The 19,995-nt window shown below is 66.6% G+C and carries 12 protein-coding genes and 1 pseudogene; 3 read left to right on the forward strand and 10 right to left on the reverse strand.

The window, feature by feature from the left end:
- Positions 1-31: 31 nt before the first annotated feature.
- Positions 32-1,717: pseudogene (xopL, locus tag FLG15_RS15460) on the forward strand (type III secretion system leucine-rich repeat domain-containing effector XopL).
- Positions 1,718-1,821: 104 nt separating this feature from the next.
- On the opposite strand, the gene FLG15_RS15465 reads toward xopL, so the two are convergent.
- The 10 genes from FLG15_RS15465 to pilG all read right to left on the reverse strand — a co-directional run bounded on the left by FLG15_RS15465 (position 1,822) and on the right by pilG (position 17,801).
- Entirely contained in the window at positions 1,822-2,553 is a 732-nt protein-coding gene (locus tag FLG15_RS15465; protein ID WP_057680163.1) for a copper homeostasis protein CutC, read from the reverse strand.
- Positions 2,550-3,614 (reverse strand): glycosylasparaginase, encoded by a 1,065-nt coding sequence (locus FLG15_RS15470; protein ID WP_150146725.1) that lies wholly within the window; start codon positions 3,612-3,614, stop codon positions 2,550-2,552. The genes FLG15_RS15465 and FLG15_RS15470 overlap by 4 nt, the downstream gene beginning before the upstream one ends.
- Before the next feature lie 947 nt (positions 3,615-4,561).
- Complete coding sequence (locus FLG15_RS15485) at positions 4,562-5,155, reverse strand: GNAT family N-acetyltransferase (protein WP_057677683.1); 594 nt, start codon at positions 5,153-5,155, stop codon at positions 4,562-4,564.
- A gap of 231 nt (positions 5,156-5,386) precedes the next feature.
- Positions 5,387-5,863: a chemotaxis protein CheW gene (locus FLG15_RS15490; RefSeq protein ID WP_008575177.1), complete on the reverse strand. Its 477-nt coding sequence runs from the start codon at positions 5,861-5,863 to the stop codon at positions 5,387-5,389.
- Between the two features lie 33 nt (positions 5,864-5,896).
- On the reverse strand, positions 5,897-7,084 hold the full coding sequence (locus FLG15_RS15495; RefSeq protein ID WP_017155563.1) for a chemotaxis protein CheB: 1,188 nt from the start codon (positions 7,082-7,084) through the stop codon (positions 5,897-5,899).
- Positions 7,085-7,091: 7 nt separating this feature from the next.
- The gene (locus tag FLG15_RS15500; protein WP_057677681.1) at positions 7,092-14,300 is read right to left on the reverse strand and encodes an Hpt domain-containing protein; all 7,209 of its coding nucleotides are present in this window, start codon (positions 14,298-14,300) and stop codon (positions 7,092-7,094) included.
- A 113-nt stretch (positions 14,301-14,413) separates the two neighbouring features.
- The gene (locus FLG15_RS15505) at positions 14,414-16,450 is read right to left on the reverse strand and encodes a methyl-accepting chemotaxis protein (protein ID WP_017155561.1); all 2,037 of its coding nucleotides are present in this window, start codon (positions 16,448-16,450) and stop codon (positions 14,414-14,416) included.
- A gap of 39 nt (positions 16,451-16,489) precedes the next feature.
- A complete protein-coding gene (locus tag FLG15_RS15510; RefSeq protein WP_017158584.1) occupies positions 16,490-17,020 on the reverse strand; it encodes a chemotaxis protein CheW in 531 nt (176 codons plus the stop codon).
- On the reverse strand, positions 17,020-17,382 hold the full coding sequence (locus FLG15_RS15515) for a response regulator (protein WP_005913708.1): 363 nt from the start codon (positions 17,380-17,382) through the stop codon (positions 17,020-17,022). The genes FLG15_RS15510 and FLG15_RS15515 overlap by 1 nt, the downstream gene beginning before the upstream one ends.
- 17 nt (positions 17,383-17,399) lie before the next feature.
- Positions 17,400-17,801 (reverse strand): twitching motility response regulator PilG, encoded by a 402-nt coding sequence (pilG, locus tag FLG15_RS15520; RefSeq protein WP_005913706.1) that lies wholly within the window; start codon positions 17,799-17,801, stop codon positions 17,400-17,402.
- 236 nt (positions 17,802-18,037) lie between these two features.
- Here pilG and gshB point away from each other — a divergent pair, with 236 nt between their 5' ends.
- Positions 18,038-18,988, forward strand: coding sequence for a glutathione synthase (gene gshB, locus FLG15_RS15525; RefSeq protein ID WP_057677680.1), 951 nt, complete (start codon positions 18,038-18,040; stop codon positions 18,986-18,988).
- Positions 18,985-19,860 (forward strand): cell envelope integrity protein TolA, encoded by an 876-nt coding sequence (gene tolA, locus FLG15_RS15530; protein WP_057677679.1) that lies wholly within the window; start codon positions 18,985-18,987, stop codon positions 19,858-19,860. The genes gshB and tolA overlap by 4 nt, the downstream gene beginning before the upstream one ends.
- The last annotated feature ends 135 nt before the right edge of the window (positions 19,861-19,995 follow it).

Raw genomic sequence — 19,995 nt, forward strand, 5'->3', positions numbered from 1 at the left:
AATGAACCAGGCGACTGGACAGGCTTCGCGGATGCCGCAATTGCCACAGCTCAGCAACATAGAACGCTCGCGCTTCCACTCCGTCACCACCGATTCGCAACGCTTGCAGCCGGCGCGGCCGCGCGTGCCGCCGAGCGTGGGCGCTTCACCCTTACGGCGCTCTACAGCGCTGCGCCCTTACCGCGACGTTCTGGCGCAATGGCAACGACACTACAACGCAGACCGCAATCGCTGGCACAGCGCATGGCGCCAGGCCAATCGCAACAACCCGCAGGTCGAGACACGCACAGACCGGGCGCTGAAGGCGACCGCAGACTTGCTGGAGAACGCAAGCCAAACGGGTCGGGTCGCGCTGGAGCTGCGCTCGGTTCCCCTTCCGCAATTTCCCGACCAGGCATTCCGTCTATCTCATCTGCAGCACATGACGATCGATGCGGCGGGGTTGATGGAGCTTCCGGACGCCATGCAGCAATTTGCGGGCCTGGAAACACTGACGCTTGCGCACAATCCGCTTCGCTCGCTGCCCGCATCCATCGCAAGCCTCACCCAATTACGCGAGCTCTCCATCCGCGCCTGCCCGGAACTGACGGAACTTCCCGGCCACCTGGCAAGCACCAATGCATCCGGCGAGCACGAGGGCTTGATCAACCTGCAGAGGCTACAGCTTGTAGAAACCGGGATCACAGCGCTTCCGGCGTCCATGACCAACCTGCAAAACCTGAAAAGGCTACAGATACGCAACTGCCCGCTGTCCGTGCTTGCTCCAGCCATCCATCGGCTGCCACGGCTGGAGGAACTTGATCTGCAGGGCTGCACGGCGCTACGCAACTATCCGCCGATTTTCGGCGGCGGTGCGCCCTTGAAGCGACTGATTCTGAAAGACTGCAGCAACCTGCTTACGTTGCCGCTGGACATTCACCGCCTGACGCAGCTGGAAGAACTCGATCTGCGAGGCTGCGTCAATCTCTCCAGACTGCCCTCGTTGATCGCCCAATTACCTGCCAACTGCATCATCCGGGTGCCGCCGCATTTGCAAGCGCAACTCGACCAGCATCGCCCGGTTGCGCGCCCCGCCGAACCAGAGCCGACTGGCCCAACCGCCCCAGTTCCCTCGCCCCCTGTTCCCGGCAATCGAGCCAGGGCAACCTCTTCGGCGGCCACCACCTAACCGCCTCGCACGGTTGCGCTCGAACGCATCGAGGACACCGCACAGACCATGCTGAGCACGGTCATTGATGAGGAACGAAATCCCTTTCTGGAAGGTGCCCCCTCCTACCTTCCAGAAAAGCGCCTGCCCGGCGCTCCCACCACCTTCGGCCAGATTCCGGCCTTGCAGAAAATGCTGGAAGAAAGCAGGGATTCCCATTTCCTGAGGCGGGTGAGCGACATGGCAGGCCCATCCCCCAGAATCGAAGACCCGAGCGAGGAAGGCCTCAGCCGCCACTACACCAACGTCAGCAACTGGAAGGCGCAGAAGAGCGCGCACCTGGGCATCGTCGATCATCTCGGGCAGTTCGTTTATCACGCAGGAAGCCAGCTCGACGCAGCGACATTGGCCAAGGCGGTCCAGATGTGGAAGACCCGGGAGCTGATCGTCAATGCACACCCGCAGGATCGCGCGCGCTTTCCCGAGTTCGCTGTGCACATTCCCGAGCAGGTCAGCGATGACGCTGACGACGAACAGCAGACAAGCCCGGAACCTTCAGGCCATCAGTAGAGGGTCAACGCGACAGGCGCAGCAGCCCATCGAGCATCGCCCTCAGCGTACGTGCGCAACTCAAGGCCGCGCCTATGCTGGCCGAAGTCACCGTTGTGCGCGTTTCACGCCTGCTGCAACGCGTCCACCATCCGGCGTACCCGCGCGGCATCGGTCCGCTGGTAGTCTCCGCCCAGATCGCGGATATACGGGTGCGGCGACGGCACCTGGGCCGCGATCATGCCACGCGCCGAGGCATGGAATTCGTGCGCGCCGGTGTGCTGCCATATGGTGTGGATGTTGTGCTCGGAAAGCCCGGCACCGGGCATGATGCCGATGCGCCCAGCTGCCTGCCGCACCAATGCGGCGATGGTGTCCATTCCGTCCAGCGCACTCGCACGTGCACCCGAGGTCAGCACCCGCTCGCAGCCCAGCCCGATCGCATCTTCCAGCACGCGCGACGGATCGGCACTGACATCGATCGCACGATGGAACGTCACCCCCAACGGCCCTGCTGCCTGCATCAACACGCGCATCGTCGCCAGATCGACCAGCCCATGCCGGTCCAGCGCGCCGAGGACCAAGCCATCGCATCCAAGCCGCACGCACTGCTCCACATCGCGGCGCATCACCTCCACTTCCGAGGCGTCGAACACGAAGTCGCCCACGCGCGGACGAATCAGCACATACAGCGGAATCCGCAAGCGCTCGCGCACCACCGCCAACGTGCCGAACGACGGGGTCAGCCCGCCGCCATCCAGCCCGCCGCACAGCTCCACGCGCATCGCGCCGCCTGCTTGCGCAGCCAACGCCGAGGCCACCGAATCGGCAGCCACTTCCAACCCTGACGCGCTCATGCCGTCGGCTCGCGGGTGTAATGGCTCTCGCCAGGCACCAGCAGATCCTGCCGCTGAGCGTCGCACACCGCGTAACTGAAGCCTTTCTGGATCGCGAACGCGCCCACTTCGCCGCGCTTGTTCATCGCCAGAAAGCCGACCTGCAATGTGCGCGTCAATTCCGGCTTGCGGCGGATCAGCCGCATCACCACCTCGCGGCAGGCGTCGGCCGGCGACTTGCCCTGCCGCATCATTTCCACCACCGCAAAACTGCCGACGTTCCGGATCACCTCTTCGCCCACACCGGTCGAGGTCGCACCGCCCACTTCGTTGTCCACGTACAGGCCCGCACCGATGATCGGGCTATCGCCCACGCGGCCATGCATTTTCCACGCCATGCCGCTGGTGGTGCATGCACCGGATAGATTGCCGTACGTATCCAGCGCCAGCATCCCGATGGTGTCGTGATTGTCCTTGCCGCCGGGCAACTTGGCATCGCGCCAGGCGCGATTTTCGACATTGGCTTCGGGCGAATACTTCGAAGTCTTCAACCACTCTTTCCAGGCCGCTTCCGAGCTTGGGGTCAGCAGCTTGGCTTTCGGAAACCCCTGTTCGAAGGCGAATTGACGCGCACCATCGCCCACCAACATCACGTGCGGCGTCTTCTCCATCACCGCACGCGCCACCGAAATGGCGTGCACCACGTCTTCCAGCGATGCCACCGCGCCGCAGTTGCCCAGGTGGTCCATGATGCAGGCGTCCAGCGTGACCCGGCCATCGCGGTCCGGATAACCGCCCAGGCCGACGGTGGGATTGCTTGGGTCCGCCTCCGGCACACGCACACCGGCCTCTACCGCATCCAGCGCAATACCACCGCTGCTGAGAATCTTCCAGGCTTCCTGATTGGCGGCGACGCCGAAATCCCAGGTGGAAATCACCCGCGCCGCACCCCGCGGCAGCGCCGTCGGCCGCACGCCTGGCGTGGCGCCTGCCGCAGCGTGCGCGCGGGCGCCCCAGCCGGCCAACCCGGACGCGATCGCGCCCAGCGTGGCGCCCTTGAGGAAGTGACGACGTTGAAGCATGCGGATGACTCCATGGCGGAAACGAGCGGCCGCGCAGTGCGGCACCAGCCTTCCATCATGCGACAGCGTGATGTGCGGATAAACCTTCTTGCGGCGTTGTCGCATGCGGATCCGTGCACAACCGTTGCATGGCTGGGCCAACCCTGCCTCAGCCGCTGCGCGTCCGATGCATGGATCTGGCTGGCGGCAAGCGACGGGCGATGCAACGCGCAGCGGCCGCAAGGGCGCTTACCCAACCATCAACAGGACAGGAGTCGACGCAAGGCGATGCGCACGCGGCGATGACGCCGCCCCCACCGCCTGCCCCCCCATCGGCGCGCACAACGACGATCTACAGGCCAGTGGCGCGCCGTGGCAGGCACGGATGACAGCAGCGCACCTCCCCCCGCAGCCAACCAAGCGCACGCCAGCGCCTGCGGCGGCGCGCCGGCACTACCGATGTTGCCGGCACCGTTGCAGGATCCATCGTTGCGTATCGAATGCGGGACGGCCAACGCACCTGCGACCACCCAGATCGCGATATCGCCAAACGCCTCGCATGCCGCGCCAACAGCTGCACCTGCACGAAGATGGGAACCGCCGGACGGCAAGCCGCAGCCCGGAGCATCTCGCAACATGTGGTCGCCACCTTCGGCCACCCGCACTGCCACACAGCAGGCACGTCAACAGCGAGACAGTCACGCGCGAGCAGATGCACCGCACGGTGTTTCTGAAACTTTCCGCGCCACCGAGCGATCGGCTAACGGACCGTGCTGCTTCCTGGAACACGCAGACACGATAACGATCGGCATCAAGGCGGCCACGCCGGATGCAGCGTCGGTGCAGGCCTGGGCGGCGCAGTTGCGCAATCAACTCAAACGACGTGGCTGGCCAACGCAGATCGAGCTTGCGCAGGACAATCCGCTAGCCGCCGATGAATGACGGCTTGAGTTCTCGGGCGCTTTGCCCTAACCCGGCTCATCATCCACAGCGCCTTCGCCAGGCATGCCGTCCTCGCGCAATCTGCTGGTCAGCACATGATCGCGCCAGTGGCCATTCAACTGCAGATAGCGCCGCGCATAGCCTTCGATCTGGAAACCCAGCCGCCGCAGCACGCGCGCGCTGCGCAGATTCTCCGGCACGTATTGCGCCATCACCCGGTGCAGGCCGAGCTGGCCGAAGGCAAAAGCGATGCCTTGCGTAGCTGCCCACTGGATCAAGCCGCGTCCCTGCTGCGCCGCGTCCAGGCCGTAGCCCATATGGCACGCCTGAAACGCGCCGCGCTGGATCTGGGTGAACCCGGTGGTGCCGATCACGTGCTCGCCCTGCAACAAGACCAGTTGCAGCTCGCGCTCGCCAGGCATCGCGCCGCGGTATGCCATGCACAGGCGGCGCCAGCCTTCGACGGTGTAGAACGCGGGCGGCCGCAACGGCATCGCATCGGCCAGATGAGCGCGGTTACGCGTGTGGTAGTGCGCCATTGCAGCCGGATCGACCACGGCCAGATCGCACAGCACCACACCGTCAGCGCGGCGGATCGGCGCAAAGAGCGGATGGCTCATGACGTCCACGCCTCAACCCCGCGCGTCAGCTTGCTGCGAGGTGCATCCGGCTGATGCATACCGATCATGCTCCGCAAGCCGTCTCCAAGGCAGGGCGTCATCCAGTGCGTAAGATGGAACGCCCAACAGTCAGCCACACCCTCAACCGCGCATCACTCAATGCCCGGCAGCCTCCGCTGCACTGCGTCACTGCGCCCGCCCGACGGCGAGCACAGCAGGCATTCGCCGCTCTCAGGCGGCAGCGACCGCAAGCGCCTGGCCGACCTGCGCTTCGATGGCGTCCAGGTTCGGCAACAGCGCGCTTTGCTCGCCCAGCAGCACGCGCATGTGCACACCGTCCGGCAGCGCATCTTCCGAGGCATCGGCCAGCAGGCCATCGCGCGGCACCGAAATCAGCTGCGGGAACGAGGCAGTCAGCAGCGCGAAATACGGCAACGCCGGGTTGCCACCCAAGGCCTTCAACACGATGACCTTGTTGTTGACTGCGGTGGGTTCATCGCCCATGCCGCTGAGGCGCGCGAACGACAGCAGCGGCACCTTCCAGCCGTACCAGTCGATGCGTCCGACCACCCAGCGCGGCATGTCGGGCAGGGGCTCGACCGCCACGCGCGACATCACCTCGGCCACCGTTGCGTTCGGCAGCAGCACGCGCTCGCTACCGGCCTGGATCAGGACGCCGCGGATTTCGTCGTTATTGGCGTAGCTCATCGCATGATTCCGATTCGAAAAGGAGCGCCCGGCTTATGCCGGCCAACGCTGCGCCAGCGCCTGCGCCAACTGCGCAGGGTCGCCGGTCAGGATGCCTTGCCGCGCCAGACGCGCGGCGGCGGCGGGGTCGTAACAGCCGTCGGTGGATTGCCCGGCCAACCAGCCGCCTTGCTCGGCTAATGCCAGCGATGCCTCCACCAGCGCCTCGTTGGCACCGCTGAGCATCAGCACCGCACTGTCGGCCGGCGGCAGCGCGGCGATCAGCCCGGCCGGATCGGCCGGTGCCACGAACGCCAGCGCGCCGGCATGCTGGTGCACGCCGACCTCGTCGGAGAGCACATACACCTTGCCCGGTGCGACCACCTGCCCCGCTTCGCCCAATTCGACCGGCAACGCAGACACGCGTCCCATCTGCCGCACCAGGTTGCCGTACTGGCCGCCATCCAGGGTCATGCGCACCAGCACCGCGCGCGGGAATTCCGGCGGCAATGCGGCCAGCAAGCGGCGGATCGCATCCGGCCCACCAATGCCAGCGACGACCAGCACAGCGCCGGTGACGCTGCCGCTGTGCTCCAGATCCACCAGCGACAAGCCGCCGGTGGACAGGGCCGCCACATCGGGTTCGGCGCGCGGGCGCACCACCACGGCCACCTCGTCCACCAGGCCCCAGGTGCTGGAATCGCCCAGCGTCAGGCCCGGTTTTTCCGCAGCGACCGGTGCCGCCTCCTGCACGGAGGCATGCGCGAACAAGGCATCGCCAGGCACGCTGTCGAACGCATGCGCGGCCGCTTCCAGGTGTTGATCCAGTTGCAGGTCAGAATGCTGCTGCGGTGCCAGCGTCAGGCCGGGCTCGGGCTGCAGCGAGGGCTCGCTTTCGGTGCCCGGCGGCAGCACATCGGCATGGCCATGCAGTTTGGCGGCCAGATGACGCACCCAACGCTGCGCTTCCCAGCCCTCGCGACGCACCGTCAGTTCGGCCTCGTCGAAGATCACGGTGACGCCCGGCATGTTGAAGGCCGGCTCCAGCGCTTCGAGCGCGTCTTCGATCGACGGTTCCAGTGCGACCAGCACTGCCACCGGCTCGGCGTCGCGCAGCATCTGCACGTCGACCGCCGCTGGCTCGTCTTCCAGCACCACCTGCGCGCCGGCCAGGCCGAGCGCTTCGCGCAGGCGCTCACGCGCCTGGCCGGGACGACCCAGCAAAGCAACCGGAGTTCCCATTGCGCCATTAGTCTCGGACACGGGCGATCCCCAGCAGGTCATACACGTTTCGCATCAGATCCAACTCTTGGTAAGGCTTGCCCAGGTAACGCTGCACGCCGATCTCGAAGGCACGCTGGCGATGCTTCTCGCCACTGCGCGAGGTGATCATCACGATCGGCACCGCCTTGAAGCGCGGGTCGGCCCGCATCGCGGTCGCCAGCTCGTAACCGTCCATGCGCGGCATTTCGATATCCAGCAGCATCAGGTCGGGCACGCGCTCTTCGAGCAGCTCCAGCGCCTCGACACCGTCGCGTGCGGTCGTGACGTCCAGGTTGTGGCGTTCCAGCACGCGGCTGGTGACCTTGCGCATGGTCAGCGAATCGTCGACCACCATCACCAACGGCACCTGGCGCTGCGCTTCGGCCTGTGTTTCCAGCGACGGACGCGCCGGCTGGGCCAGGAAACGACGGACCAGCGGGGCGACGTCCAGGATCACCACCACGCGGCCATCGCCGGTGATGGTGGCGCCGTAGATGCCCGGCACCGAGGCGATCTGCAGGCCCACCGGCTTGACCACGACTTCGCGGTTGCCCAGCACCTGATCGATGGCCACCGCCGCGCGCAGGTCGCCCGCACGCACCAACAGCAACGGCACCTGCGCCTGGCCATCGGCACGCGCGGCGGCCTGGCCGACCAACGAGCCGAGGTCGTGCAACACGTACTCTTCGCCGGCGTAGTGATATCCGCCCTCGCCCGACTCGTAACGGGTGCGCGAAATGCGGCCGATACCGCTGACCGAACCCACCGGCACCGCGAACGTCGTTTCGCCGATGCGGACAAACACCGCCTGGGTGACCGCAAGCGTTTGCGGCAGACGCAAGGTGAAAGTGGCGCCCTGCCCGCGTACCGAGTGGATATCCACCGAGCCGCCGAGCTGACGCACTTCGTTGCGCACCACGTCCATGCCTACGCCGCGACCGGCCAACTGGCTGACCTGCTCGGAGGTACTGAAACCGGAGGCGAAAATCAGGTTGTCGAGTTCGGCCTCGCTCAGCTCCTGGCCCGGTTCGATCAGGCCGCGCTCCTCGCCGCGGCGACGGATCGCCTCGCGGTCAAGCCCGGCACCGTCGTCGGCCACTTCCAGCACGATTTCCGAGCCTTCGCGGCGCAGACGGATCGCAATGCTGCCTTCTTCCGGCTTGCCGGCGTCGCGGCGTTGCTCGGGCGTTTCCAGCCCGTGCGCCACCGAGTTGCGCAGCATGTGTTCCAGCGGCGCGACCATGCGATCGAGCACGTTGCGATCCAGTTCGCCCTGGGTGCCTTCCAGCACCAGGTGCACCTGCTTGCCGGTGTCGCTGGCCGCCTGACGCACCACACGACGCAAACGCGGCACCAGGCCATCGAACGGCACCATGCGCGCACGCATCAGGCCGTCCTGCAGCTCGGAGCTGACGCGCGACTGCTGTTGCAGCAGGCCGTCGTATTGGCGCGAGAGGTCTTCCAGCACGCCCTGCAAGCCGCCCAAGTCGGCCGCCGATTCGTTCAGGGCGCGGCTGAGCTGCTGCAGGGTGGAGAAGCGGTCCAGTTCCAGCGGATCGAAGGTGCGATCGCCCTGGTCCTGTTCGCGCTGATAACGCGCCACGATCTGCGCTTCGGTTTCCAGATCCAGACGTCGCAACTGATCGCGCAGACGGGCGTTGGTGCGATCCAGTTCGCCCATGGCGCCACGGAACGCGCCCAGCTGCTGCTCCAGGCGCGAGCGGTAGATCGCCACTTCGCCGGCGTGGTTGACCAGACGGTCGAGCAGGTCCGCGCGCACGCGCACCTGTTCCTGCTGCACGCGCGGCAGGAAGTCTTCTTCGGCCTGGCCGTCCACCGGAACCGGGGCGGACAGCGGCGCCGGTTCCACCGACGCCTTGGCGATCGCGCGGACATCGGCGTCGCTGGGCGGTGCGGCATTGCGGCCACGGGTACGGGTTTCGAAGGCTTCCACCAGATCGGTCGGCATCGTCACCGCACGGTGCATGCCGGTGCGGGTCAGCAACTGATGCAGGCGGTCGAAGCCACGCTCGAACAGACGCACGTCGTCGCGATCGATGTCGGTGCGGTTGGCCGCCACGGCTTCGAGCAGCGATTCGATCGCGTGACCGAGATCGCCGATGGCGTTGATGCCGGCCATGCGCGCACCGCCCTTGAGCGTGTGCAGATCGCGCTGCAGTCCGTTGAGGACATCGCGGTCTCCCGGCACTTCGCGCATGCGCGCGATCAGGCCATCGCAATGGTCCAGCAGGTCGCGACCTTCTTCGACGAAGATGTCGACCAGCTCGCCGTCGAGTTGATCGAAGTTCAGCGGGCCGGCATCGAATGCCGCGCCGATATCGTTGCTGGACGCAGCGGCACGCGCCGCATCTTCGACCGGGGCGCTGAACGCAGCGGTGGTGGTGTCTTCCGGCTCGTCGGCGCTGCGGTCGGTTGCGTGCTGATCTGCGGAGTCGGCGGCATGCTGCTGATCGGCACCGGCGTGGTCGCTGGCTTCCGTTGGTTCGGCGTGCGCTGCGTGTCCTGCGCCGTCGAACTGCTCTTCGCGCTCGGCGTGATCGCCCACGGCAGAAACATCGACCGCGGCCTGCGCATCGGCCTGCGCCGCGTCGTCGGCGGTGACAGCCTGCGTGTCGTATAGCGCCGGCGCAGTGTCCGATTGCCGATCGCCGGCCTCTTCCACCTGATCGGCCGCATGCGCCATTTCGAATGCCTGCACCGATTCGACAGTGTGATCGGGCAGCACATCCGCATCGGTCTGCGCGGCGTCAACATGGTCGGCGCCTGCGTACTCTGCATCGGAATGCGCGGCTTCGGTCTGCTCGGCTGCCAGGTGCTCGGCTTCGGAATGCGCGGCTTCGGCGTCCTGGTGGTCCGTCGCGTGCTCGACGACGCCCGCGCGTTCGTCGGAATGCGCATGCGTTTGCAGCTGCTCCCCGGCCTCGACGTCCTGATCAGACGGCACCTGCTCATGGACGTGCTGCTGCGCATCGGCGGACGCATCATCGCCCGAATCCATCTGCTGATTCGAAGATGCGTGCGCTTCCACCTCTGCGTGCTCGCCCAGCTGCGCGGCTTCTTCCAGCGCTTGCTGCTCGCCCGCATACGGCTCGCCTGCATGCGGCAATGCTGCATCGCTGTGCTGCGCCGCCTGGTCTGCCGGCTGCTCGCCTGCCTGTTCCTGCGTGTCGGCGTGGTCGTGGCCAGACTGATCGGACGCCACGCTGTCCAGCGCTGCGGTTTCCGGGGTCCAGTCTTCCGCGGTCGTTGCATCGGCGTCATCAGCCAACGCAGCGTCGGCGTGCACGGCCTCCAGCGCTTCGATGCTCTCGACCGCCTCGTCAGCGTCTGCTGCAACCTGATCGTCGTGCGCGGGCACCTGCTGTGCGTGCGCGTCCACTGCCTGCTCGGCATCGGCTGCAGCCAGCGTCTGCGCATCGCCCAAGACAGCTTCTGCATCGGCCAGCTCGTCTACCGCAATTTTGTCGGCGTGCGTGCTGGTCGCATCGGCGTCGTGCTCGCCCGACACAACCTCAGCAGATGCCTCACTCGGCACCTCTGCCGCGTGCTCGCCCGGTACGTGATCGTGCGGTGCGGTCTGCGCATGCTGCAGTTCGGTGGCATCCCAGGCCTCGGCTTCGACCAGCGGCTCGTCGGCCGGCAGGTCGTGTGCGTCGATGTCCTGCGATGCGGCCCGGTCTGCCGCGTCGTCTGGCGCAGCATCGCCGTGCAGCGCATCGGCAAGCTGCTCGGATTCGGCAACCGGTACCAGTGCGTCGTCGCTCGATGCAGGCACAGACTCGGCAGCGGCGTGGGCATCTTCGTGCATGGCGGCATGGCCGGCATCGTCGAGCGCATGCGGTGCAGGCGCGTCCAGTGCGAGTGCCGAATCATGCTCGGCTTCGGCCTCGGCCAGCTCGTCCACGGCAATCGGCGCATCGTCCGGCTGCGGCTGCGCGTCTTCGGCACCTTGCGCCGATACAAGGGCGTCGGACGGTAGTGCGCCGGCATCCAGGTACTGCGACAGATCCTGCGCACCGGTCAGTTCGACCGAGGCAGCGCTGCCGTCTACCGTGGCGCTCGGAGCGTCGACATCGTCCAACTCGTCCAGGAACACCTGCGGAGGCCACTGCGCTTCCGGCAAGCTGTCCACCAGCGCGCGCAAGCGCTCGGTCAACGGTGCGAACGACGGAATCAACGGCGCATCGGCACGCAGCGCGGTCACCGTGGTGGCAATCGCAGCAGCGGTGGCGGTGAGTGCTTCGAGCCCCTCCGCCGACGGCGTGACCGAGGCGGCCAGCAAGCGCTTGACGTAGCTTTCGGCCGGCGTCGTCACCAAGGTGATTTCCGGCACGTCGGTCATCGCGAACGCGCCACTCATCGTGTGCACGGCGCGCAGTACTTCTTCGGTCGCCAACTGCGGCTCGGCCTGGCTGGCCTGCAGCCACCCGTTCACCGTGTCCAGATGCGTGGCGACCTCGGCTTCCAGGATCTCGCGCAGCACGCTGTCCACCGAAGCCGGGGTTCCGCCGCTGGCGGCGAACACGCCTGCGGCTGCCGCCGGAATCGCCGCGGCCTCGGCCACCGGTGCCACGGCTGCGGGCACGTAGTAGACCTCTTCGCCGGCAGCAACGCGCTCGGCAATGCCCTGGATTTCAGGCAGATCGGCGCTGATGCGGCCCTGGTCGCGCAGCGCGGCGTTGAATTGCGGCAACACCTCGTAGGCCAGTTCGACCATTGACACGACCGCCGGGCTGGCCGGCCGCGAATTATCGAGCACGCGGTTGAGCATGCTCTCGATCTTCCAGCTGAACTCGCCGAGCACGCTGGCGCCGACCAGACGCCCACTGCCCTTCAAGGTGTGGAAGACGCGGCGGATCGGGCGCAGGGTTTCCGGGTTGGTGGGCGCGGCGCGCCACACCGGCAACAGCTGCCCCAGGTTGACCAGCTCTTCGTCGAATTCTTCCAGGAACACGTCGCGGATATCGTCGTCGATATCGCTGTCGCCGAAGCCGCCGAAAATGCCGGCGTCGGCAGCCTCCTGCGCAGGTTCGCTGGACACCGGTTCAGAGCCTGCCTGCGCGATCTGCGCATCGGCTGCCACTGTCGGTGCCTGCGGACGCTCCACGTCGAACTGCGCGGCCGCTGCATCGAGCTGGGCCAGGAACGCAGCCGAGGCGTCGTCCAGCTCGAACTCGCTGACCACCGCCTGTTGCACGCGCGGGGCGACCGGCTCGGATGCTGCTTCGGACGGAGTGTCCTGCGGCTCCTGTGCCGGCTCGACGAACGGGTCATCCAATTCCTGCGGCGGGCTCGGCGGCGGCGAGAAGGCATCTTCGATGCTGGTCTGCGCGCGGCGCGTTGCGTTCTCGGCGATGAAATCCAACGGTGCGTCGGTCTGATCGGCGTCGCCCGGCAGGTCGATCTGCTCGATCTGCAGCGGCGCGTCCTCGGCAACCTGCGGCTCGGCGGCGTGTGCCTGCTCCAGCGCGCTCAGATCCACCGTGTAGCTGACCTGCGTGGCCTCGTTGCCATCCTGCTCGGCCGACACCGGGTCGAACGCAGAGGTGGCGATCGGCGCGGCCTGCTCCGTGGTTTCCAGATGCCAGTCGCCGGGCGCCTGCGCGCCGTCGCCCGAAAGATCCAGCGGCGCCACGGTGAACGGCACGTGCGACTGGCCGGAGACGGTTTCTTCGGCGGCGACCGGGTCGAACGAGAACACCGTATCGGTCGCGGCAGCGCCGGTGTCGTGCACCACGCTGGCAGCGAACGGCGTCTCGACGACGGTTTCGTTCGCCCATTCCAGCGACGGCAAGGCCGCCGCATCGTTGGCGGCCTGCGGCGTATCGGCGTGTTGCAACGGCGGGGCGGCCACCGGCTGCGGCTCGGCCGCGCTGCCGGGCTGGTCCGCGCCGACCGGCAAATCGGACGGCTGGCCCGACGGCAGCGGCCAGTAACGCAGCGTTTCCAGGCTGTTGCGGGTGATATCCAGAATCTCTTCGCGGCCGGGACGGCGCTCGCGCAGGGCTTCCAGGTAGTACTCCAGGCTGGCCATCGCATCGGCCAGGGTATCCAGCTGGCGTCCGCTGGGCACGCGCTGCTTGCCGATCAATTCCAGATCGACGTAGCGACGCACGCCTTCCAGATAATCGGCAGCCTGCGGCAGCTCGAGAATGCGCAACGCACCGCCGACTTCGCCGAGCAGGTGCGGCACCTCGGCAAGACGCGCGTGGTCCCAGTTGGTTTCGATGAAGGCGACGAAATGTTCGCGCGCCGCACCGAAGTTGGCGATCGCCTCTTGCGCCAGCACATCGACCGTGCGGCGGACTTCCGAGGAGTTGGCACTGTTGCTGACTTCGGTGCCGTCGCCCGGGTCGGCGCCGAGGCTGGCGACCTGATCGTCCAGCGACGCATCCACGTACAGCAGCGCGCCGGCAATATCCAGCAGCACGCTTTCGTCCATCTGGGTCTGGCCATCGACCACGCGTGCCAACGCATCGCGCTGCTGCACGACGACGCTGCGCGCAACGCCCAAGCCCATCATGCCGAGGGTGTCGGCAACGCTGCCCAGATCGTTGACCTGGGTCTGCAGCTCGCCGATCTCCCCGCCGGTGCGCAAATGCAGGTCCAGCGCGTCTTTGACGCGCAGCAGTTCTTCCTTGACCGCGTTGCCGACGGTGTCGAGCAACTCGCGATTGCGCCCGCTCAGACTGCCGCGCGCATGATCCAGCTCGGCCTCGGTGGCAACACCGGCCTGCGGGTCGAACGCGAACAGCACGCTTTCGCTCAGACCCGGCTGGCCACGGGTGGCACGGATTTCATTGAGCAGCGGCAACAGCACGATCGGAATGTCGCGGTGACCGTTCTGCAAGCGCTCCAGGTAATCGGGCAGCAGCACGGTGCCGCGCATCAGCATCGCGCAGGCTTCGTCGCGGTCGGCGACCTCGCCCGCCTGCACGGCCTGGGCCAGCAGCTCGAGCTCTTCGGCCACCATCGCCGGCGCATACAACTCGACCATGCGCAGCGTGCCCTGCACCTGGTGCAGGTAGCCGGCGCAGAACCGCATCCGACTGGTGTCGGAGGGTTCTTCGGCAAAGTATTCGATCTCGTTGCGCGCCTGGCGCAACGTCTCGTCCAGCTCTGGCTTGACCCAGCCCAGTGCGGCGTGACTCATCGCATCGCGAAGCGCGCTCATTGCAGCCCCCTGACTACGACCGACTCGCCGCCAGCGCGGCAACCGGTCACTTCCTGCATCGACGTAACGCTACTACGCGCCATCTGCTGATCCTTTCCCGTTCCGCGTCGTGGTCACGCCGGCAGCTTGAAGTCGGCGACCGAACGGCGCAGATCGGCAGCGAGCTGAGCCAGGTTGCCGATCGATTCGGCCGTCTGCTCCGCACCCTGCGATGTCTGGCTGGTGATCTGACGGATCACGCCCATGGTCTGTGTGATATCCGTCGCTGCGGCCGACTGCTGGTGCGCAGCGATGGAGATGTTCTTAATCAGGTTGTTCAAGGCGTTGGACACGCGCTCGATTTCGGTCAGCGCGGTGCCGGCGTCTTCGGCCAGGCGCGCACCGGACACCACTTCAGATGTGGTCTGTTCCATCGAACTGACCGCTTCGTTGGTATCGGCCTGAATGGTCTGCACCAGACCTTCGATGCGTCGGGTCGCACTGGAGGTGCGTTCTGCCAGGCGCTGCACTTCGTCGGCCACCACAGCGAAACCGCGACCGGCTTCGCCGGCCGACGCTGCCTGCACCGCGGCGTTGAGCGCCAGGATGTTGGTCTGCTCGGAAATGTCGTTGATCAGTTCCACGATCGAGCCGATCTCCTGCGAGGATTCGCCCAGCCGCTTGATGCGCTTGGAGGTTTCCTGGATCTGGTCGCGGATCTGGTCCATGCCCTGAATCGTCTCGCGCACCACGCCGGCACCCTCGGCGGCGATGACCACCGAGCGCTGCGCCACTTCGGCCGACTCGGTGGAGTTGCGCGACACCTGTTCGATGCTGGCGGCGATTTCGCTGATGCGCTCGGAGGCGGTGGTGATCTGGTTGGCCTGCTGGCCGGCCGCTTCGGCCAGCTGCATGGCCGTGGCCTGGGTTTCCTGGGTCGACACGGCCACCTTCGCGGAGGTGTCGTTGATGGTGGTCACCAGGTGGCGCAGTTCGTCCACGGCGTAGTTGATCGCGTCCGCGATCGCGCCGGTCATGTCCTCGGTCACCGAGGCTTTCACGGTCAGGTCGCCCTCACCGAGCGAGCTGATTTCGTCCAGCAACCGCATGATCGCCTGCTGGTTGCGGCTGTTGAATTCCACCTGCGACTGGTAGCGCACGTCCTGCTCGCGGGTGCGCACGCGCACCGAGCTCCACACGAAGCCGATGATCGCCAGCAGCGCGACCAGGCCGGACACCACGCCCAGCCAGAAGTTCGGGAACAGGCGCGTGTCGCGCACCGAACCGAACGCCGAGAAGGCATCGAACAGCTTCTTGCTGTCGTCGAGCATCTTGCCCGAGCCAGCCGTCAGTGCGGCGGCCGAGGACTGTGCGGCGAACAGGTTGCGCGAGCTGGCGAGGATGGCGTCGACGTCTTTCTTCATCGTCGTCCACTGCGCCTGCGACTGCTCCAGCGCCGACAACGCGGCCGGGTTGCGCACCGCGGCGATGCCGAGTTCTTCGTTGCCCGTGCGCAGGCCTTCGAGCATCTGCGTAAACACCACCGAGTCACGTGCCAGCGCGTCGCCCGAGGCGGCCGCATTGGCACCACCGGCGCGCATTTCAGTGACCCGGCGTGCCATGGTGCCGGCGACCACCACCTGCTGCAGCGTGTTGTAGATCTGCGAGGCGGGCGCGCCGCTGACCGTCATCGCGCGCACCACTTCGTTCAACTGCGCCTGCAGCTGCGGCACGCTGCCGGAGAAGCGTTCGGCGTTGCCGGCCAAACCCAGCACCGCCGGCTCGCTGGCGATGACCTGATCGGCGTTCTTGCTCAGCGGCACCCAGGTCGCCTTGAGCTGCGCCATCGAGCTGGCGATCGAGCTTTCCTGGCCGTAACGGCCATCCAGTTCGCTGACCGTGCTGTCGATGCGGCCCTTGGTTTCCTTGAAGGCGGCAAAGGCCTTGGCGTCGCCGGACACCGCTTCGCGGCCCTGGTTGGCCAACTGCTGCGAGAGCACCTGCAAGTCGGCCGCGCCGGTGCCGGCACCGGCAAGACGACTGCCCTGCCAGGTCGCGACGCCGGTGTTGGCGCCAAACACGATCATCGACAAGACCAGCAAGCCAAGCCAGAAGCTGGTGCTGACGCTGCCGAGCTTGTTGGTCTTGCGGGCGTCCGGGGCGGTACTCATGGTTCGACCTCGATCTGTATGACGTGGCGGGGTCGCGGCTTAGGCCGCGGCCTGCCGGAATTCAGGAGTGCGCGACAGCAACGCCAGGGAAAACACACCCCAGTCCTGCGTCTCGTTGCGGAAGGCACGGTCGATGAAGTGGGCGTAGCGGCCTTGCGCCAACTCGCCGGGTTCCACCGCCTGGACCTGCTCGAAGCTGCGTTGGCCGTACAGCTCATCGATGGTCAGCGCGACGTCGCCGCCGGCCTGACGCATGATCAGCACGCGCTGGCCTTCCTGCAGCACCGTGCGACGGCCCTCCAGGAACTGCTTCAGGTCGATCACCGGGAACAGATTGCCGCGCAGGTTGCCCACGCCCAGCAGCCAGGGCTGTGCGCCCGGCACCGGAGTGACCGGCGGCATCGGCACGATTTCCGCCACTTCGCGGAAGTCCGAGACCAGTCGCCGGGTCCCGACGCGATACCCCACGCCGCGCCAGATATCGGCCGAGAACTGGCGTTCCGGCAGTGGCGTGGCGTGCGCAAGACTACGGCGCTCGTAGTCTTCGAGAATGTCGAATGGAGAGCGCATCAACGCACCAATTGTCTGATGCGCGCGATCAGATCGTCTTCGCGCGGCGGCTTGACGATGTAGTCGCTGGCACCTTGTCGCAGACCCCAGGCCCTGTCGGTTTCCATGCCCTTGGTGCTGACCAGCAGCACGGGAATGTCCTTGGTTGCCTGGTCGCGTGCGAGAGCACGGGTTGCCTGGAAGCCGCTCATGCCGGGCAACACCACATCCATCAGCACAAGATCGGGCGCCTGGCTGCGAACCAGCTCAAGCCCCTCTTCTGCATTATCGGTGGCGACGACCGTATGGCCTGCTTTTTCCAGCCATTGACTGAAGACTGCCCTGTCGGTGGGCGAGTCCTCGATCAATATAATTCGAGCCATGTTGCCTTTCCCCCTGGTCAGGCGTGGACGTACGTGCGGATCGCGCTCAGTAGTTCTTCACGGGTGAACGGCTTGGTCAGATATTGCTCGGAACCGACGATGCGGCCGCGTGCCTTGTCGAACAGGCCGTCCTTGGACGACAACATGATCACCGGCGTCGATTTGAAGAGCTGGTTGCCCTTGATCAACGCGCACGTCTGGTACCCATCCAGGCGCGGCATCATGATGTCGACGAAAATGATCTGAGGTTGCTGGTCCGCAATTTTGGCCAGTGCCTCGAAACCATCCGTTGCTGTCACTACTTCACAACCTTCCCGCTTCAGCAGCGTTTCGGCGGTGCGGCGAATGGTTTTCGAATCATCGATCACCATCACCTTCAGTCCTGCGAGTTCCCCACCCGCAGCAATGTTTTCACTCATGCAAATATCCCCGGGCGCGCGACGCTTCATCCCTTCCGACGTCGCTACGAAACTGCATGTATATCCCAAGACCCGCATCGACTGTCAAGGGCGCATTGCCGGGGCCCCGCCAGGCGGACGTTCCGACCACGTCTGGGTGCGTCCCGGCCGGCAAGTCGCGCACTACGACCCACCGGGCGCGCCATCGCCCATCGCTTGAAGTTACCATCGGCAGCTTGTTCGAAAGGTTTAGCCCCATGTCGCTCGACGTCGTTGTGGTGATGGATCCCATCGCCTCCATCAAGATCGCCAAAGACACTACGTTTGCCATGTTGCTGGAAGCCCAGCACCGTGGTCACCGCCTGCACTACGTGCGCCCCGGCGGGCTCAGCCTGCGCGAAGGGCGCGCGGTGGCGCAGGTGGCGCCGCTGAGCGTGCGAGAGGACAAGACCGGCTGGTTCACGCTGGGCGAGTTCGCCGAACTGGCGTTCGGGTCCGGCCAGGTGGTGCTGATGCGCAAGGACCCGCCGGTGGATGCGGAGTTCGTCTACGACACCCAGGTGCTGAGCGTGGCGCAACGCACCGGCGCGCAGATCGTCAACGACCCGCAGGGCCTGCGCGACTACAACGAGAAGCTGGCCGCACTGCTGTTTCCGCAATGCTGCCCGCCGACCCTGGTCAGCCGCGATGCGGCCGCGCTCAAGGCTTTCGTGCTGGAACATGGCCAGGCGGTGCTCAAGCCGCTGGACGGCATGGGCGGACGCTCGATCTTCCGCAGCGGCAGCGGCGACCCCAACCTCAACGTGATCCTGGAAACGCTGACCGACGGCAACCGCAAGCTGACCCTGGCGCAGCGCTTCATCCCCGACATCACTGCCGGCGACAAGCGCATCCTGTTGGTGGACGGCGAGCCGGTCGATTACTGCCTGGCGCGGATTCCGCAGGGCGACGAATTCCGCGGCAACCTGGCCGCCGGCGGGCGTGGCGAAGGCCGGCCATTGTCCGAACGCGACCGCTGGATCGCCGCGCAGGTGGGCCCGGAAATGCGCCGCCGCGGCATGCGCTTCGTCGGCCTGGACGTGATCGGCGATTACCTGACCGAGGTCAACGTCACCAGCCCCACCTGCGTGCGCGAGCTGGATGCGCAGTTCGGCCTGAACATCGCCGGGCTGCTGTTCGACGCAATCGAGGCCGGCGCCGCGCAATGAGCACGGCCGCGGCCCTGCCGGCACCGATGGACGACGGTCGCCGGCTGATGATGACGCTGGTGATCTCGCTGCTGCTGCATGGCGTGCTGATCCTGGGGGTGGGCTTTGCGGTCAGCGAGGACGCGCCACTGGTGCCGACGCTGGATGTGATCTTCAGCCAGACCAGCGCGCCGTTGACGCCCAAGCAGGCCGACTTCCTGGCCCAGGCGAACCAGCAGGGCGGCGGCGATCACGACACCGCACAGCGCCCCCGGGACAGCCAGCCAGGCGTGGTGCCGCAGGACCGCACCGGGCTGGCGCCACAGGCGCAACGCGCCACCAGCGTAAACGCGCCCGAGCCCACCCAAACCCGCGTGGTGACCAGCCGGCGTGGCGAACAGGCCGTGCCGACGCCGCAGCCGAATCCGCAGACCGATCCGCTCACCCCGGCCGAGGCGCAGCGCATCCAGCGCGATGCCGAAATGGCCCGGCTCGCTGCCGAGGTGCATCTGCGCTCGGAACAATACGCCAAGCGCCCGAACCGCAAGTTCGTCTCGGCCAGTACCCGCGAATATGCATACGCGAACTACCTGCGTGCCTGGGTGGACCGCGCCGAGCGCGTCGGCAACCTGAACTACCCGGACGATGCCCGCCGCCGCCGGCTGGGCGGCAAGGTGGTCATCAGCGTAGGCGTGCGCCGCGACGGCAGCGTGGAAAGCAGCCGCGTGCTGGTTTCCAGCGGGGTTCCGTTGCTGGACGATGCCGCGTTGCGCGTGGTGCAACTGGCGCAGCCGTTTCCGCCCCTGCCCAAGACCAAGGACGATGTGGACATCCTGCAGGTCACGCGCACCTGGCTGTTCCTGCCCGGTGGCGAGCTGCACGACGACCGCTGACACCCGCGGGCGTTCACCGCCCGATGCAAGGCACCACAGCCGAGCGGCACCGGGCTGACAGAACATATAAGCGCAGGATCAGCGCCGCTGCGGCGCACCCTCCTCGTGCCGTGATGCCCCTGGACCGAGCGTGGA

Source organism: Xanthomonas phaseoli pv. dieffenbachiae (genome assembly GCF_008639345.1).
GTDB classification, from domain to species: Bacteria; Pseudomonadota; Gammaproteobacteria; order Xanthomonadales; family Xanthomonadaceae; genus Xanthomonas; species Xanthomonas phaseoli.